The 16,622-nt window shown below is 75.1% G+C and carries 14 protein-coding genes and 1 other RNA gene; 8 read left to right on the top strand and 7 right to left on the bottom strand.

Annotated features, from left to right (window positions below; translation table 11 throughout):
* The first annotated feature begins 358 nt into the window (after positions 1-358).
* From AC067J_RS02310 to AC067J_RS02325, 4 genes are all read left to right on the top strand, one after another.
* Positions 359-2,011: an ABC transporter substrate-binding protein gene (locus AC067J_RS02310; protein WP_478296064.1), complete on the top strand. Its 1,653-nt coding sequence runs from the start codon at positions 359-361 to the stop codon at positions 2,009-2,011.
* Between the two features lie 14 nt (positions 2,012-2,025).
* Complete coding sequence (locus tag AC067J_RS02315; RefSeq protein ID WP_478296065.1) at positions 2,026-3,006, top strand: ABC transporter permease; 981 nt, start codon at positions 2,026-2,028, stop codon at positions 3,004-3,006.
* Entirely contained in the window at positions 2,982-4,022 is a 1,041-nt protein-coding gene (locus tag AC067J_RS02320; protein ID WP_478296066.1) for an ABC transporter permease, read from the top strand. The genes AC067J_RS02315 and AC067J_RS02320 overlap by 25 nt, the downstream gene beginning before the upstream one ends.
* Positions 4,023-4,152: 130 nt before the next feature.
* Complete coding sequence (locus AC067J_RS02325; protein WP_478296067.1) at positions 4,153-5,154, top strand: glutathione S-transferase C-terminal domain-containing protein; 1,002 nt, start codon at positions 4,153-4,155, stop codon at positions 5,152-5,154.
* A gap of 94 nt (positions 5,155-5,248) precedes the next feature.
* Here the strand turns inward: AC067J_RS02325 and AC067J_RS02330 are convergent, their stop codons facing one another.
* Positions 5,249-6,088, bottom strand: coding sequence for an SDR family oxidoreductase (locus tag AC067J_RS02330; RefSeq protein ID WP_478296068.1), 840 nt, complete (start codon positions 6,086-6,088; stop codon positions 5,249-5,251).
* A 187-nt stretch (positions 6,089-6,275) separates the two neighbouring features.
* Positions 6,276-7,118: an AfsR/SARP family transcriptional regulator gene (locus AC067J_RS02335; RefSeq protein ID WP_478296069.1), complete on the bottom strand. Its 843-nt coding sequence runs from the start codon at positions 7,116-7,118 to the stop codon at positions 6,276-6,278.
* 393 nt (positions 7,119-7,511) lie between these two features.
* On the opposite strand from AC067J_RS02335, the gene AC067J_RS02340 reads away from it, so the two are divergent.
* Together AC067J_RS02340 and AC067J_RS02345 are read left to right on the top strand one after the other, a co-directional pair.
* Entirely contained in the window at positions 7,512-8,240 is a 729-nt protein-coding gene (locus tag AC067J_RS02340) for an SDR family NAD(P)-dependent oxidoreductase (RefSeq protein ID WP_478296070.1), read from the top strand.
* Between the two features lie 156 nt (positions 8,241-8,396).
* Positions 8,397-9,359, top strand: coding sequence for an aromatase/cyclase (locus AC067J_RS02345; protein WP_478296071.1), 963 nt, complete (start codon positions 8,397-8,399; stop codon positions 9,357-9,359).
* Positions 9,360-9,575: 216 nt separating this feature from the next.
* On the opposite strand, the gene rnpB is transcribed toward AC067J_RS02345, so the two are convergent.
* The 3 genes from rnpB to AC067J_RS02360 all read right to left on the bottom strand — a co-directional run bounded on the left by rnpB (position 9,576) and on the right by AC067J_RS02360 (position 13,005).
* Positions 9,576-9,974: RNase P RNA component class A (gene rnpB, locus AC067J_RS02350), an RNA gene on the bottom strand.
* Between the two features lie 13 nt (positions 9,975-9,987).
* Positions 9,988-11,511: an MFS transporter gene (locus AC067J_RS02355; protein ID WP_478296072.1), complete on the bottom strand. Its 1,524-nt coding sequence runs from the start codon at positions 11,509-11,511 to the stop codon at positions 9,988-9,990.
* Between the two features lie 27 nt (positions 11,512-11,538).
* The gene (locus AC067J_RS02360) at positions 11,539-13,005 is read right to left on the bottom strand and encodes an RNB domain-containing ribonuclease (RefSeq protein WP_478296073.1); all 1,467 of its coding nucleotides are present in this window, start codon (positions 13,003-13,005) and stop codon (positions 11,539-11,541) included.
* Positions 13,006-13,195: 190 nt separating this feature from the next.
* On the opposite strand from AC067J_RS02360, the gene AC067J_RS02365 reads away from it, so the two are divergent.
* Both AC067J_RS02365 and yaaA read left to right on the top strand, forming a co-directional pair.
* Positions 13,196-13,660, top strand: a complete 465-nt coding sequence (locus AC067J_RS02365; RefSeq protein ID WP_478296074.1) for a DUF3995 domain-containing protein — start codon at positions 13,196-13,198, stop codon at positions 13,658-13,660.
* Between the two features lie 41 nt (positions 13,661-13,701).
* The gene (gene yaaA, locus AC067J_RS02370) at positions 13,702-14,487 is read left to right on the top strand and encodes a peroxide stress protein YaaA (RefSeq protein ID WP_478296075.1); all 786 of its coding nucleotides are present in this window, start codon (positions 13,702-13,704) and stop codon (positions 14,485-14,487) included.
* 214 nt (positions 14,488-14,701) lie between these two features.
* Here yaaA and AC067J_RS02375 read toward each other — a convergent pair whose 3' ends face one another.
* Both AC067J_RS02375 and AC067J_RS02380 read right to left on the bottom strand, forming a co-directional pair.
* The gene (locus AC067J_RS02375; RefSeq protein ID WP_478296076.1) at positions 14,702-15,853 is read right to left on the bottom strand and encodes a bifunctional RNase H/acid phosphatase; all 1,152 of its coding nucleotides are present in this window, start codon (positions 15,851-15,853) and stop codon (positions 14,702-14,704) included.
* 4 nt (positions 15,854-15,857) lie between these two features.
* Positions 15,858-16,601, bottom strand: coding sequence for a zinc ribbon domain-containing protein (locus tag AC067J_RS02380; RefSeq protein WP_478296077.1), 744 nt, complete (start codon positions 16,599-16,601; stop codon positions 15,858-15,860).
* Positions 16,602-16,622 lie beyond the last annotated feature (21 nt).

Genomic DNA, 16,622 nt, shown 5'->3' on the forward strand with positions numbered 1-16,622 from the left:
TAAGTCAACAGGCCTCGGTTCCGGTCCCTCCACTCACCATAGCCGCAGGCAGAACGGCCGCGTAGGCTCAGTTCCGTGATCCCCGGAAGCCCGTTGCTGATGCGCCGCCTGGACGTCGACCTCGTCCGCCAGGCCAGCGCGCTCTGTCGCTGACCGGTACGCACCTCACCGCACCGCCGCGGTGACCGCCCCCGGGCCGGTCGCCCGGACCGCTCCCCGCCGCCCCGGCACTTCCTCCCCCGGCGTCCCTCCGCCGTGTCCGGGACGGCCCGGTCCGGCCCGTCCGCGCCCTGCCGCGGCGGGCCGCCCGACCGGCCGATCGACCCAGAACCGCCGCCCAGCACACAGGAGTTCGACCATGCCCCGCTCACCGCGACCCGCCCGCGTCCGCCCCGGCCCGGCACGCCCGGCCGCGCTGTCCGGCACCGCCCTCGCGCTCGCCCTCGCCCTCGCGGGCTGCGCGTCCGGCGGCACCGACCCGGCGGCCTCGGGAGCGGACGCGGGGCCGCCGAGGTCCGGCGGGACGCTCACCCTCGACATCGCGAGCAAGCCGCTCTGCCTCGACCCGCAGAACAACAACTCCAACGGCAACACCGCCGTCAGCCGGCAACTGGTCGACTCGCTCACCGACCAGGACCCGGCCACCGGAGAGGCCCGCCCGTGGCTCGCCTCCGCCTTCGAAGCCTCCTCCGACGCCACCGAGTTCACCTTCCACCTGCGCTCCGGCGCGACCTTCAGCGACGGCAAGCCGGTCGACGCGGAGGCGGTCCGGGCGAACTTCGACACCATCGTGAAGCTGGGCGCGGTGGCCGCCGTCGGCTCCAGCTACCTCGCCGACTACAAGGAGACCGTGGTCGTCGACCCGGGCACCGCCAAGGTCGTCTTCAACCGGCCCAACGCGCAGTTCCTGCAGGCCACGTCGACCGCCGCGCTGGGCCTGCTGTCGCCCGCCTCGCTGGCCGGCAGCCCGCAGGACCGCTGCCAGGGCAAGGGGTTGGCGGGTTCCGGGCCGTTCACCCTCAAGTCCGCCCAGGGCGAGCAGATCCAGCTGACCCGCCGGGCCGACTACGCCTGGGGCTCCTCGCTCTGGAAGCAGCCCGGCCCGGCCCTGCTGGACGGCGTCGACTACAAGGTCGTCCCGGAGCCCGGCGTGCAGACCGGGAGCCTGCTCTCCGGACAGGTGCACGGCATCATCGGCCTCCAGCCGCAGGACGAGAAGACCCTGACCGACCGTCACATACCGGTGGTGACCAGGTCGGTACCGGGCGTCGTCTACAACCTCACCGCCAACACCCGCAATCCGGTACTGGCCGACACCGCGGTGCGCACCGCGCTCACCCGGGGCATCGACCGGGCCGAGCTGGTCACCACCCTGCTCTCCCCCAGCTACCGGCCCGCCACCAGCGTGCTGAGCTCCACCACGCCGTCCTACACCGACCTCGGCTCCGACCTCTCCTACGACCCCGACCAGGCCCGCCGCCTGCTCGACGCGGCCGGCTGGACCCCGGGCTCCGACGGCGTCCGCACGAAGAACGGCACCCGCCTCCAGGTCAAGCTGCTCTACCCCGGCGTGGACGCGGCCAGCCGCACCGTCCTCCAGCTCGTCCAGCAGCAGTTGGCGAAGATCGGCGTCGCCGCCGAGCTCAACGGCCTCCCGCTGAACGAGCTCGCACCCGCCCAGGCGAACGGCTCCTACGACCTGCTCTGGTACGGGCTCACCCGCTCGGACCCGGACGTACTGCGCACCGCCTTCGCCTCCGGCGCCAAGAACCGCGCCCAGCTGCCGGCCGGCAACGAGCTGGACACCCTGCTGAGCCGCCAGTCCGCCACCGTCGACGCCGCCGGTCGGCGTGAACTCGTCACCACCGCACAGCAGCTGATCGTCCGCCAGGCGTACGCGATCCCGGTCTACGAGCAGATCCAGGCGGTCGGCCTGGCGGCCGGCGTCAAGGGCGTGGAGCTGGACGGCTCGGCGCAGCCCCGGCTGCACGACGCCTGGCTCGCCGGCTGAGGGGGGCGGCCCGGATGAGGCACCGGATCACCACCCGGCTGCTGCACGCGGCCGTCTCGGTCTGGGCGGCGTTCACGCTGTCCTTCGTCCTGCTCTACCTGCTGCCCGGCGACCCGGTCGCGATCATGCTCGGCGGGCAGAGCGGCACCGGGACGGCCTCCCCCGAGCAGGTCGCGCAGCTGCGGGCCGAGTACGGCTTCGACCGGTCGCTGCCCGCCCAGTACGCCGACCGGCTGCTGGCCGCCCTGCACGGGGACTTCGGCACCTCGCTCCAGACCGGGGACACCGTCGCCCACACCTTCGCCACCGCGCTGCCGCAGACCCTCGCCCTGTCCGGCTCGGCGCTCGCCCTGGCCTGCCTGCTGGGCCCGGGGCTGGCGGTCGCGGCGGCGCTCACCCGCTCCGGCCGGCTCTCCCGGCTGCTGCTCGCCCTGCCCGCCGCGGGCATCTCGCTGCCGCAGTTCGCGGTCGGCCTGATCCTGCTCCAGGTGGTCTCCTTCCAGTGGCGGCTGCTGCCCGCGGTCGGCGGCTCCGGCGCCGCCCCGCTCGTCCTGCCCGCCGTCACACTGGCCCTGCCGACCGCCGCCGTGCTCGCCCAGGTCTTCGCCCGGAGCCTGTTCGGCACGCTCGACGAGCCGTACGTGACCACCGCGCGGGCCAAGGGCGCCGGCCGGGTGCGGGTCCTGCTCGGGCACGCCGCCCGGAACGCGGCGCTGCCGCTGCTCTCCCTGCTCGCCCTGGTGGTCGGCAACCTGCTGGCCGGCTCGGTGATCGTGGAGACGGTCTTCTCCCGCGACGGCTTCGGCCGGATCACCGCCGCCGCCGTCACCGCCAAGGACATCCCGGTGGTCCAGGGCGCGGTGGTGTTCAGCGCCGCGGTCTTCACCCTGGTCAACCTGGCGGTGGACCTCGTCAACCCGCTGATCGACCCGCGCCTCGCCCAGGGCGGGCCGGAAAGGAGCAGTCGCCGGTGGCTGAGACCGCGCTCGACCTGACCACTCCGGCCGGGCCGCAGACAGGGCCGACCGCCGGGCCGACCGCCGTCACCGCGGCGGCCGGCCCGACCGCCGCCCCGGGCACCGGGCCGTCGACCGGACCGAGCACCGAGCCGTCGACCGGCACGGGCAGCGAGCCGGGCACCGGCCCGGCGACCGGACCGACCGGATCCCGGACCGCGGGCAGAACCGCCCTCGCCGTCGCCGCGCTCGCCGCGCCGCTGCGCCGACCCGGCACCCTGCTCGCCCTGCTCGTCCTGGCCACCGCCCTCGCCTGGGCCTTCGCCCCCGACCTGCTCGCCGGACACGACCCGCTCACCGCCTCCCCCGCGCACCGGCTGCGCCCGCCGAGTGCCGACGCCTGGTTCGGCACCGACTACCTCGGCCGGGACGTCTACGCCCGGGTCGTGCACGGCGCCGCGCTCTCGCTGCGCGCGCCGGTCATCGCGGTCGGCCTGGCCCTGGTCACCGGGACGGCGCTCGGCCTGCTCGCCGGCGTGCTCGGCGGCTGGGTCGACGCCCTGCTGATGCGGCTGGTCGACGTGGTGCTGGCGGTGCCCGGCATCCTGCTCTCGCTGGCCGTGGTGACCGCGCTCGGCTTCGGCACGGTGAACGTGGCCGTGGCGGTGGGCGTCGCCGGGATCGCCGGCTTCGCCCGGATCTCGCGCGCGCAGGTGCTGAAGGTCCGGCAGGAGCCGTTCGTCCAGGCCGCCCACGCGGTCGGGGTCGGCGGGCTGCGGTCGGTCGTCACCCACGTGCTGCCGCACGCCGCCCCGCCCGTCCTCGCGCTGGCCGCCCTGGAGCTGGGCACCGCGGTCCTGGCCGTCTCGGCGCTCAGTTTCCTCGGGCTCGGCGCGCAGCCGCCCACCCCCGAGTGGGGCGCGATGGTCGCCGAGGGCCGCACCTACCTGGGCACCGCCTGGTGGCTGACCGCCCTGCCGGGGCTGGTCATCGCCGCCGTCACGCTCTCCGTCAACCGGTTCGCCAGAGCCGCCACCCATCGCTGGACGACCTGACCCGCCGTCCGGCTCCGCCCTCCTGACCGGCCCCGGCCCGCCCGGTCTCCGGTCTCCGGTCCCCGCCCCGCACCGCCCCGCCCCGTCCCGCCTCCACCGCAACCCCGTGCACGCCCCGAGGAGTTCCGCCATGTCGATCGACCGACTGCCCACCGCCGACGCGCTCCGGATACCCGGCTGCGACGCCGCCGAGGAGTCCTGCGGGCCGTCCCGCCCGGCCCCGGTCGGCCCGTACCGCGAGGTCGAGTCGCTGCACGGCCGCCTCACCGCCGACGGCTCCAGCGGCTACCGCGCCGAGCCCGGCCGCTACCACCTGTACGTGGCCTGGGGCTGCTCGTGGTCCAACCGGGCCGCCGTGGTCCGCAAGCTCAAGGGCCTGGAGGAGGTGGTCTCGCTGTCGTACGTCGACGACTCGCGCGACGGCCGCGGCTGGATCTTCGGCGGCCGGTCCGGGCCGGACCCGGTCAACGGCTTCGCCCGGCTGCGCGACGCCTACGAGGCGACCGTCCCGCGGTGGCCCGGCCGTGCCTCGGTGCCCGCGCTCTGGGACCGCGCGGGCGGGCGGCTCGTCAGCAACGACTCCGGCGCGATCAGCCTGGACCTCTCCACCGAGTTCGACGCCTGGGCCGACCCGGCGGTGGACCTCTACCCCGTCCCGCTGCGCCCGCGGATCGACTCGTTCAACCAGTGGCTGCACCACGACATCAACAACGGCCTGCACCGGGTCGGGCACGAGGCCGACCCGGTGAAGCACGCCGAGTTCTTCACCATCCTCTTCGACCGCTTCGACACCCTCGACCAACGACTGGCCGGGCAGCGGTACCTGTTCGGCGACGCCGTCACCGAACCCGACGTCCGGCTCTGGCTCTCCCTGGTCCGGCTCGACACCGCCTACCCCGGCCTGCTCGCCGACCCGCTCGGCCGCCCCGGCGGCTTCCCCCACCTGTGGGCCTACGCCCGGGACCTCTACGCGCGGCCGGCCTTCCGCGAGACCACCGACTTCGGTGTGATCCGGCAGAACTTCGCCGACAACTTCGACCAGATCCACCCCGAGCGGGTGGTCCCGGCCGGCCCGGCCGCCGAGCGTGCGGAGGACCGCTGGTCGGCCCCCTCCGGGCGCGGTTCGGCCTGACCCGGGAATATCGGCGGGAATTCACCCGGCAAACACCGAAAAGACCGGTCGGCAGGTTTGTTGATAAACCTGCCGACCGGTCCTTCCGGCATGCTCAGCGAAATGCTGCGGCGTTCGCCCGGGCCCATTCCCGGAACGTCCGTCCGGGTCTCCCGGTGAGTTCCCGGAATGTCGGCAGCACCTCCGGCCGGGTGGTCAGGTACCGCTTCTGCACCGGAATGTAGATGTCGATGAAGCCCGGCGGGAGGCTCGGCCCGAGGACCGCCGGCGCCTCCTCCTCGCTCAGCTCCTCGAACCGGATCTCCCGCCCGGACTCCTCCGCCAGCACCGCCACCTGCTCCCGGACGGTGATCACCTCCGGACCGGTCAGCGTGTACACCCGCCCCTCGTGACCGGGCTCGCGCAGGGCCGCCACCGCCACCTCGGCGAGGTCCCTCGGGTCCAGCAGCGGGGCCGCCAGTCCGGGGAACAGCGCCCGCACCACCCCGTCCCGGCGGACCGCCCCGGCCCAGCGCAGCGCGTTCGACGCCAGCCCGCCCGGCCGCAGGAACGTCCAGCTCACGCCGAGCCCGGCGACCAGCTCCTCGCCGCGCAGGTGCTTGGCGTACAGCGGGTTCTCGAAGCCGACGAACTCCTGGTCGGAGACCGCCTTGGAGGAGAGCAGCACCACCCGCTCCAGGCCGGCGCGGCGGGCCGCCTCGGCGAAACCCGCGCCGCCGTCCTCCGCCAGCAGCAGGAAGGCCCGGCCGACCCCCGCCAGCGCCGGGGCGACCGCCGCCGGATCCCGCAGGTCCCCGGCCACCACCTCCACCCCTTCGGGCCACCGGACGGCGCCGGGGTCCCTGACCAGCACCCGGACCGGCTCACCGGCCGCCCGCAGCGCCGCCACCACCTCGCGCCCGGCCTTGCCGGCCGCGCCCGTCACCAGGATCACCTCGGACCACCTCTCGGAATGGGGAGAAGAAGGACAACAGGGCGGCGGAGCGCACCCGCCCCGACCGGGACCGGCGGCACCGGAGCACCGGCCCGCACGACGCCGGCACGCGCCACACCGGCCCACGTCACGCCGGCACGCGCCACACCGGCACGCGCCACACCGGCCGCCGTCACGCCGGCCGCCGTCACGCCGACCTCGCCGCTTCGACCGCCAGGTCGAGCGAGAGCAGGTCGCTGCCGCCCCGGTGCACGTCCAGCAGCGGATCGGCGCGCAGCACCGCCTCGTACAGCCGCTGCAGCCGGACGGACGGGTCCAGCCCCAGCTCCCGCCGGAGCACCGAGCGCAGCCGCTGGAAGACGGCCAGCGCGTCGGTGGAGCGCCCCGAGCGGTACAGCGCCACCATCAGCTGGGCGTGCACGTTCTCGTGCGCCGGGTAGCGGGCTGCGGTGCTGGCCAGCTCGCTGAGCAGCCGGTGGTGCCGGCCCAGCCGCAGCTCGGCCTCGACCCGGCGCTCCCAGACGCCGAGCCGCGCCTCCTCCAGGCCGCGTGCGTGCACCTCCAGCGACGGGCCGAGCTGGACGTCGACCAGGACGTCCCCGCGCCAGACCTCCAGTGCCTGTCCGAACAGTTCGGCCGCCCGGTGGTCCTGGCCGCGGTCCTGCGCCCGCTGGCCCTCGCGGACCAGCAGGCCGAACCGGACCACGTCCACGTCGTCCGGGCAGACCTCCAGCTCGTAGCCGTAGTCGTGGGTCTTGAGGATCTGCCGGGCGGCGGCCAGCGAGCCGACGCCGGGCAGGGCGCTGAGCGCCTTGCGGATGTGCAGGACATAGGTCTGCAGGGTCGACCCGGCCGTCGCCGGCGGGTCGCTGTGCCAGAGCTCCTCGATGCAGGCCGCGGCGGAGGTCACCCGGTTCGCGTTCAGGATCAGCAGCGCCAGCAGCTGTTTCGGCTTGGGGGCGGAGGGCAGATAACTCCGCCCCGCCGCGTCCAGGGACAGCGGCCCCAGGACCCCGAACTCCATGCTCATCGATACCCGACTCCCTTCCGATTCGACTGAATGCGTTGATTCGACAGTTGGCGGAGCCTGAAATCTGATGTTATCCGGGGCAACTGTAGCCTCGATCAAAGCTTCAGGTCCAGTACGAATTTCCCGCAGCCGGCACCGGAATTGGCCGATCCCGGCCGGTGGGGGGAAGCGGCTTTGCACGGGTTCGCGCGGCGAAACAAATCCGCAAGAATTCTCAGGGAAAACCACCAGGATTCCAGCGGTCCTCCACCGGCGGCGGACACCGTGGAAGCCGGCGCGGACCGTACGGCCCCGCCGCGCAGCACCCCGCCCCGTCCTGCCCAGCCCCACCCCGCCCCACCCCGCCCCACCCCGCCCTGTCCCGCACGCACGCACGACGAACGGAGGACCCCCGTGAGCGAACAGCCCGTGGCCCTGGTGACCGGCTCCTCGACGGGCATCGGCGCGGCCGTCGCCCGCCGGCTGGCCGAGGCCGGACACCGCGTGGTGGTCAACTCGGCCCGCTCGGTCGAGGCCGGCGAGGAACTGGCCAAGAGCCTGCCGGACGGCCACTACGTCCGCGCCGACATCGCCGACGAACAGCAGGCCCGCGCCCTGGTCGAGGAGACCGTCGCCCACTACGGCCGGCTCGACGTACTGGTCAACAACGCCGGGACCACCCGGATCATCCCGCACGACGACCTCGCCGCCGCCACCCCCGAGGTGTGGCGCGAGATCCTCGACGTCAACCTGATCGGCACCTGGCAGGTGACCGTGGCCGCCGTCCCGCACCTGCGCGCCACCGGCGCCGGGTCCGTCGTCAACATCACCTCGATCGCCGGCTCCCGCCCGGCCGGCAGCTCCATCCCCTACGCGGTGAGCAAGGCCGGCCTGGAACACCTCACCCGGCTGCTCGCCGCCACCCTCGGCCCGGAGGTCCGGGTGAACGCCGTGGCCCCCGGCCTGATCGACACCGAGTGGACGGCGGCCCTCACCGTGCCGCGCGAACAGGTCCCGCTGATCGCCCCGCTGCGCCGGCTCGGCACCGCCGAGGACGTCGCCGCGACGGTACTCGGCCTGGTCGGCGCCCCGTACACCACCGGCACCGTGCTGCTCGCCGACGGCGGCGTGCACCTGCGCTGACGCCCGCCGGTCCCGCGTCGGCGCCCTCCCCCGCCGGCGCCCCGCACCCCTCGCGACACCACGCCCCGCGAGCCCCGCCCCGCGAGCCCCGCGACACCCCGCCGAGCCCCGGAGGGCGCCCGGCCCCGCCCCCGACCCGAGCAGGGAGAAGACCCCGTGACCGACCCCGTCGTCCGCACCGCCCGGCACAGCGTCGACATCGCCGCCGATCCCCGGCTGGTCCACCGGCTGCTCGCCGAGGCCGCCGACTGGCCAGAGCTGTTCCCGCCCACCGTGCACGTCGAGCGCACCGCCCTCGACCCGCACCGCGAGCTGCTGGCGATCTGGGCGCTGGCCGGCCAGGAGGTCAAGAGCTGGACCTCCGAACGGACCATCGACCCGGACCGGCTCACGATCGACTTCGTCCGGCGGCGGAGCACACCCCCGGTCGCCGCGATGAGCGGGCGGTGGGAGATCACCGGGCGGCCGGACGGCGGCGCCCGCGTGGTGCTCGACCACCGGTTCAGCGCGGTCGACGACGACCCCGAGCAGCTCGACTGGATCGAGGAGGCCACCGACCGCAACAGCGCCTCCGAACTCGCCGCGCTGCGCGGGATCGCCGAGGGCCACGCGCACCACGCGGAGCTGCGGCGGGAGTTCACGGACTCGGTCCTCATCCGGGCCACCCCGGACGAGGTCTACGCCTACCTCGACCGTGCCGACCTCTGGCCGGCCCGGCTGCCGCACGTCGCCCGGGTCGAGCTGACCGAGGACCGGCCCGGCGAGCAGGTGCTGGAGATGGACAGCCGCTCCCCCGACGGCTCGGTCCACACCACCCGCTCGGTCCGGATCGGGCGCCCGCCCGCGCTGCTCGTCTACAAGCAGACCGTGCTGCCCGCCGCCTTCACCGTGCACACCGGCAGTTGGACGCTGGCCGCCGAGCCCGGCCCCGGCCCGGTCGTCACCCGCGCCACCGCCCGGCACACCGTGGTGCTCCACCCCGCCGAGGCGCTCGCACTGCCCGGCGTCTCCTCGCTGGACGAGGCCCACGCGACGGTCCGCCGGGCACTCGGCGGCAACAGCCTGACCACGCTGAACGCCGCCAAGGACCACCTGGAGCGGGCCACCGCCGCGCGCTGAACCGCGCGGCCCCAGGACTTCCCACGCCCCCGGCCGTCATCCACGCCGCCCCGGCCGGGGGCGTGGGAACACCCCTCCCGGCGCACGCACGCGCCTCCGGGCCCGTCCACGCCCCGTCCGGCACCGACCCGGCACCGACCCGGCATCAGCCCGGAACCGAGAAGGCCCCCCGAGCCGCGGATGCGCAGCTCAGGGGGCCTTCCGAACGGCCGGGGGCGGAAGAGTCGGCCTGTACGCCGGGTTCTGTCTCCCGGGCCGCTTGCGCGAGCCGGGGAGGCGGCCATCCATCTAGGACTGCCGTTGCCGACAGCCTCGTGCGGTCTACCCGCGGACTCGGGCGAGCAGCCCTCGGTCATCCGCGCACGGCGCCCGAGGGCACCGATCTTGACCTTGCTCCAGGTGGGGTTTACCGAGCCGACCGGGTCACCCCGGTCGCTGGTGGTCTCTTACACCACCGTTTCACCCTTACCCGTCGCCGAAGCGGCGGGCGGTCTGTTTTCTGTGGCACTGTCCCGCGGGTCACCCCGGGTGGGCGTTACCCACCACCCTGCTCTGTGGAGCCCGGACGTTCCTCGGCGGGTCCTGAGGACCCGTCGCGGCCGCCCGGCCGGCTCTTCCGCCGTACTGGTCATCGTAGCCGCTCGGGCGGGGCCTCCCGTACCGCGGCCCGGGCCACGGGCGGCTCGCCGCCGAGCCGGGCTGCCACCCCGGCGGCGGTCGCGGTGGCCCAGGCGGTGGTGGTGACCAGGCCGATCACCAGGATGGCGACGCCGAGGCCGGTCACGATCCACCAGCCGACGTGACTGGCCGGGGCGAAGCCGGTGACGACCGGCCCGACCACCGCCGCGGTGACCGCGGTGCCGATCACGGCGACGCCGAGCGACTGGCCGACCTGCCGGCTGGTCGAGGCGACGGCCGCCGCCACCCCGGCCTGGGCGCGCGGCATGCCGGAGACGGCCGCGTTGGTGATCGGCGCGTTCACCATGCCGAACCCGAAGCCGAACAGCGCGTACGCGACCAGCAGCAGCGCGGGCGGGGAGTCGGCGGCCAGCCGGGTGAGCAGGACGCCGCTGCCGGCCAGCCCCAGCCCGGCCAGCACCAGCGGGCCGCGCGGGCCCCGGCTGCCGACGATCCGGCCCGACACCGGCGCGCAGACCAGCATCATCCCGGCCATCGGCAGCGTCCACAGGCCCGCCTCGACCGGGCTGTAGTGGCGGACGTCCTGCAGGTAGAGGGTGTTGAGGAAGAGGAAGCCGCCGAGCGCGGCGAAGGCGCAGACCGCGGTCAGGGTGGCGCCGGTGAACGGCGCGCTGCGGAAGAACCGCGGGTCGACCAGCGGCTCGGCGACCCGCCGCTCCCAGAGCGGGAAGGCCACCAGCGCGGCCAGCGCCGTCACCGCCAGGCCCAGGATCAGCGGGGACGTCCAGCCGTGGTCCGGGCCCTCGATGATCGCGGCGGTGCCGCAGCCGAGCAGCGCCACCATGAGCAGCTGCCCGACCGGGTCCAGCTTCCGGGCGCGGGGGGCGCGCGACTCGGGGACGTAGCGGGCGGTCAGCAGGCAGGCGACCAGGCCGACCGGGACGTTGATCAGGAAGATCGCCGGCCAGCCCGCGGCGTGCACCAGGAAGCCGCCGAGCAGCGGCCCGAGCGCCATCGAGATGCCGACCACACCGCCCCAGACGCCGATCGCCCGGGCCCGTTCGCGCGGCTCGGTGAAGGTGTTGGTGATGATCGACATCGCCACCGGGTTCAGCATCGAGCCGCCGACCGCCTGCACCGCGCGGAACAGCACCAGCCACTCCAGGCTCGTCGCCAGGCTGCAGAGCAGCGAGCCGAGCACGAAGAGCAGCAGGCCGGTCTGGAACACCCGGCGGCGGCCGAACCGGTCCGCCACCGAGCCGAACAGCATCAGCAGCGAGGCCAGCACCAGGGTGTAGGCGTCGATGATCCACTGCAGACCGGAGGCGGGGGCGTCCAGGTCCTTCTGGATCTCCGGGAGGGCGATGTTCACCACGGTGTTGTCGAGCCCGACGATGAACAGGCTCAGGCAGCAGATCGCCAGGATCAGCAGTCGGCGGCGCCGGTCGGGATCGCCGAGCGGCGCCGGGTTCGGGGCGGCGGGCGGTGGGCTGGGGAAGGTCGCTTCGGCCACGGGTCGATCCTCCCACCCGAGGGGTGATCAGACGGTGGCGAAGCGGACCGTCCGGGTGGCGGGGTCGGCGGTGGTCAGCCGGACCCGGACCAGTTCGCCGAGTGGCAGGGCGGCTCCGCCTGACGCGCCGTCGGGGCTCTCGCAGCGGGCCCGGACGGCGGGATCGCGCAGCTGGACGGTGCCGCGGCCGGGCCGCTTCCCGTCCACCTCGACGACCAGCGCGGAGAAGTCCTCGCCCTCCCGGCCGGCCAGCAGCTCGGCCTCCACCAGGTCGATGCAGGCCCGCTCGACCTCACTCGAACGGCGGTCCCCGGCCGCCATCAGCGCCGGCGCCTCGGACAGCGCCTCGCGCGCCCAGGCCGGCACCTCCTCCCCCGCCGTCACCGCCGCGCAGACCTCCTGGGCGAACCGGTCCCCCAGCCGGCGCAGCGGCGCGGTGCAGTGCGCGTACGGCGCGGCCAGCGCGGCGTGCGCCGGGTCGGCCGGCGCGGGAACGCCGCCGCTCTCGTCGAAGGCGGCGTAGCCGGCGCCGCGCAGCAGGCCGGTGCACTCGTCGAGGAACGCCGCGTGCAGCGGCCGGTCCGGGTCGAGGGAGCGGATCAGGTCCGGGTACGGGAGGCCGTCCGGCCAGTCCACGTCGAGCGCGCGGGCGGTGCGGCGCAGCCGCTCGTACGCGGCGGGCGGGGCTGCGGGCAGGGTGCGGAGCAGGCCGATGCCCGCGTCCAGCATCAGCTCGGCCGCGGCCATGCCGGTGAGCAGCGAGATCTGGGCGTTCCAGCCGTCGGCGGGGGTGGGCGCGCGGTAGCCGAGCCGGTAGCCGCGCGGGGTCTCCTCGACCTCCTGCTCGGGGACGGGGAGGCTGATCCCGCCGCGGTCGCGCTCCCGCTCCTCGCGGAGCCGGCCGACGGTGGCGAGCAGGCCGAGCTGTTCGTCGGCGCCGCCGGCGTCCACGGCGCGCTGGACGGCCTCGTAGTCGAGCCGCCGCTGCGAGCGGACCACCGCGCGCCGCAGGTCGGCCAGGACGACGGCGCCGTCCGCGTCCAGGTCGAGCTGCCAGAGCAGGGCGGGGCGGATCTCACCGGGCAGCAGGCTCGCCGCGTCCTCGGAGAGGCGGGCCGGGTGCAGCGGGACGCGCCGGTCGGGGAAGTAGAGGGTCTGCACCCGGCGGCGGGCCTCCTCGTCGATCGCCCCGCCGGGGCGGACGAAGGCGGCGACGTCGGCGATGGCGTAGTGCACCCGGTAGCCGCCGCCGGGGCGGTGGGCGAGGTGCATCGCCTGGTCGAGGTCGCGGGAGCCGGGCGGGTCGACGGTGAACAGCGGCAGGGCGGTCGCGTCGTACTCGGGCAGGCGCGGGCGTTCGGCGGCCTGTTCGGCCTCCGCCAGCACGGCCTCGGGCCACTCGGTGCGGATCTCCAGGTGGGCCCGCAGCTCGGCCAGTTCGGCGTTGATCCGGGCGGAGTCGGCGGCCTTGACGCGCAGTTTTCGGCGGGGCATGGGGGCAGCGTAGGGCCGGCCGGGTGGTTCCGGCCGGACGTCGGCGGCGGGCGGCGCGCCGACGTCCGGCCGCCCGCGACCGGCGGCTTCCCGGGCGGGCCGCCGGGCCGGAGCGGGGCCGCCGGGCCGCCTGCGTAAGGAGTCGTAGCGTGGGAGGCGCTGATGATCGACGGTGAAGGGGGATCGGACGATGCGAGCTGTGCGGGCCGTGGGGACGGCGGTGGCCGGGGTGCTGGCGGGAACGGGGGCGCTGCACGCGCTGTGGACGGTGACGCCGTGGCCTTTGCGGACGCCGGAGGAGTTCGCGGACACCGTGGTCGGCACCGGCGAGGGGGTGCCCCCGGCGGTGGCGTGCGCGGCGGTGGCGGGGCTGCTGGGTTCGGCCGCGTACCTGGTGGCCGCGGAGGCCGGGGCGGTCCCGGCGGTGGGGCCGGCGCGGCTGCGCCGGGCGGGGGTGCGGACGGTGTCGGCGGTGATGCTGGCGCGCGGCGCGGGCGGACTGGTGCTGTTCGGGGGCGGGCTGGTCGGGCGCTCGGAGCGGTTCCGGCGCCTCGACACCCGGTACTACTCGCCGCTCTGCCTGGCGCTCGGGGCCGGGGCGGCCGCGGTCGCGGCGGCCGGCACGGGTTACCGGGAGCGGGGGCCGGTTGCGTAGGGTGGCGGGGTCCGTCGCCACAAAGTGTTGAGGAGTCCGCCGTGCTGGTCCTGTTGCCGCCCTCGGAGGGGAAGGCCGCGTCCGGGGACGGCGTGCCGGTGGCGCTCGACGGACTGTCGCTGCCCGGGCTGACGGCGGCCCGGGCCCGGGTGCTGGAGACGCTGGTCGGGCTCTGCCGGGGCGACGAGGACGCCGCCGCCGGGGTGCTCGGGCTCAGCGCCGGGCTGCGCGGCGAGGTGGCGCGGAACGCCGGTCTGCCGACGGCGGGCGCGCTCCCGGCCGGGCAGGTGTACACCGGGGTGCTCTTCGACAACCTCGGGCTGGCGACGCTCGACGAGGCCGCGTACGACCGGGCCGCGCGGACGCTGCTGGTCTTCTCCGGGCTCTGGGGCGCCGTGCGGATCGACGACAGGATCCCGCCGTACCGCTGCTCGATGGGCGTGAAACTCCCCGACCTGGGGGCGCTCGGCGCGTACTGGCGGAGCGCGATGGCGCCCGTGCTGCCGGAGGTCGCCGACGGCCTGGTGCTGGACCTGCGCTCCTCCGCGTACGCGGCCGCCTGGAAGCCCGCCGGCGAGGTGGTGTCCCGGACGGCGACCGTGCGGGTGCTCCAGGAGCGGAACGGCAAGCGCACGGTGGTGAGCCACTTCAACAAGGCCACCAAGGGCCGCCTGGTCCGCGACCTGCTGGTCGCGGGGGCCGAGCCCAAGACGCCCGGCGAGCTGGTGGACGCGCTGCTGGGGCTCGGCTACCGGGTGGAGGTCGCCGCCGAGGGCACCGCGCGCAAGCCGTGGCAGCTGGACGTGGTGGTCACCGAGGTGCACTGAAGCACACCCGGTGCGCGCGGTACCTGGGACGCGCGGGGCGCACGGGGGACGTGGGATGCGCGGGGCGCGCCTCGCGCACCGCGAGCCCGTGCAGGACGGCGAAGGGCCGGTCGTTCCCGACCGGCCCTTCGGCGTGTGCGTGCGGCGGCGCGCCCCGGCACGCGTCCGCGCGCTTCAGCGCAGGTGCACGCGGTTCAACGCAGGTCCGCGCGCTTCAGCGCAGGTGCGCGGTGTCGTTGAGCAGCCGCAGCGAGGCGTTGCCGTCCGCGTAGTACTGGACGGCGCAGAGCGAGGCTGCGGACAGCTCCATCCGGTACAGCGAGTCCGGCGGGGCGCCGAGCGCGAGCCGGACCAGCGTCTTGATCGGGCTGACGTGCGAGACGACCAGCACGGTCTTCCCCGGGTAGCGGGCGAGGACCTTGTCCCGGGCCACCCCGACCCGGTGGGTGAGGGTCGTGAAGCTCTCCCCGCCGCCGGTCGGCTTGGCCTTGGCGGAGCCGAGCCAGGCGGAGAGGTCCTCCGGGTACCGCTCCTGGACCTCGCCGAAGGTCAGCCCCTCCCAGGCCCCGAAGTCGACCTCGCGCAGCCCCTCCTCGTACCGGACGTCGAGGCCCAGCCGGGCGGCGACCGTCTCGGCGGTCTGCCGGGTGCGGAGCATCGGCGACGCGACCACGGCCTGCACCGAGCCGCGCGCGGCCAGCGCCTCGGCGGCCCGCTCGGCCTGCCAGCGGCCCTTCTCCGAGAGCTCCGGGTCGGTGCCGCCGCTGCCGGAGAACCGCTTCTCCGGGGTGAGGTGGGTCTCGCCGTGCCGGAGCAGCACGAACGTGGTCGGGGTGCCGAGGTCGGCGTCGCCCGCCCAGCCGGCCTTGGGGGCGGCGGTCTCCAGCGGCGGTTCCTGCGGTTCGTCGACGACGGTGGCGGCCTTGGGCGCCTTGGGCTCCCACTGGCGGCCGGCCTTGCCCGCGTCCATCGCCTCGTTGGCGAGCCGGTCGGCGTCCTTGTTCCGCTCGCGCGGGATCCAGGTGTACTTGACCTGCCCGCGCGGCAGGACGGTCCGCGCCTCGGCGGCGAGCGGCTGCATGTCCGGGTGCTTGATCTTCCAGCGCCCGGACATCTGCTCGACGACCAGCTTGGAGTCCATCCGGACGTCCACCGAGGCGTCCGGGTCGATCTCCCGGGCCGCCTTCAGCCCGGCGATCAGCCCCTTGTACTCGGCCACGTTGTTGGTGGCGTGGCCGATGAACTCGGCCGCCTCGGCGATGATCCGGCCGGTGTCGGCGTCACGGACGACGGCGCCGTAGCCGGCCGGCCCCGGGTTGCCCCGGGACCCCCCGTCCGCCTCGACGACGAACCTGCGCCCCGCCATCGGCTCAGGCGCCCGAGTCGGCGGTGCGGACCAGGATCCGCCCGCAGTTCTCGCAGCGGACCACCTTGTCGGCCGGCTCGGCCTTGATGGCGTTCAGCTCGGTGATGGAGAACTCGGTGCGGCAGCCCTCGCAGCGGCGCTGGTAGAGACGGGCCGCGCCGACGCCGCCCTGCTGCTCGCGCAGGCGGGTGTACACCTTCAGCAGGTCGGCCGGGACGACGGCGGCGACGGCCTCGCGGTCGCGCTTGATCTTGTCCGCCTCGGTGTCGATCTCGGCGAACGCGGCGTCCCGGCGGCCCTCGGCCTCGGTCAGCACGACGGTGGAGTGCTCCAGCCGCGCGGTCAGCTCGGTGACCCGGGTCTGGGCGGACTCCAGCCGCTCCATGATCTCCAGCACGACGTCTTCGAGGTCGCCCTGGCGCTTGGCCAGCGAACCGATCTCGTGCTGGAGGTTCTCCAGGTCCTTCGGCGAGGTGATCGCGCCGGAGTCCAGGCGCTGCTGGTTACGGGCGGACCGGGCGCGGACCTGCTCCACGTCCTGCTCGGCCTTGGTCAGCTCACGGGTGGTGTCGCCGAGCTGGGCCTGGGCGGCGACCACGAGGTCCTTGAGCGCGGTGTGGTCGGCGTTGACCTTCTCGATCTCGGCGTGCTCGGGCAGGCTGCGCCGCCGGTGGGCCAGCTGGTCGAGCTTGGAGTCGATGGCCTGGAGGTCGAGCAGGCGGATCTGGTCGGCGGGCGCGGCGTTCAAGCGGAGAGCTCCTGTGAATCG

It is taken from the genome of Kitasatospora sp. NPDC042419 (assembly GCF_056437345.1).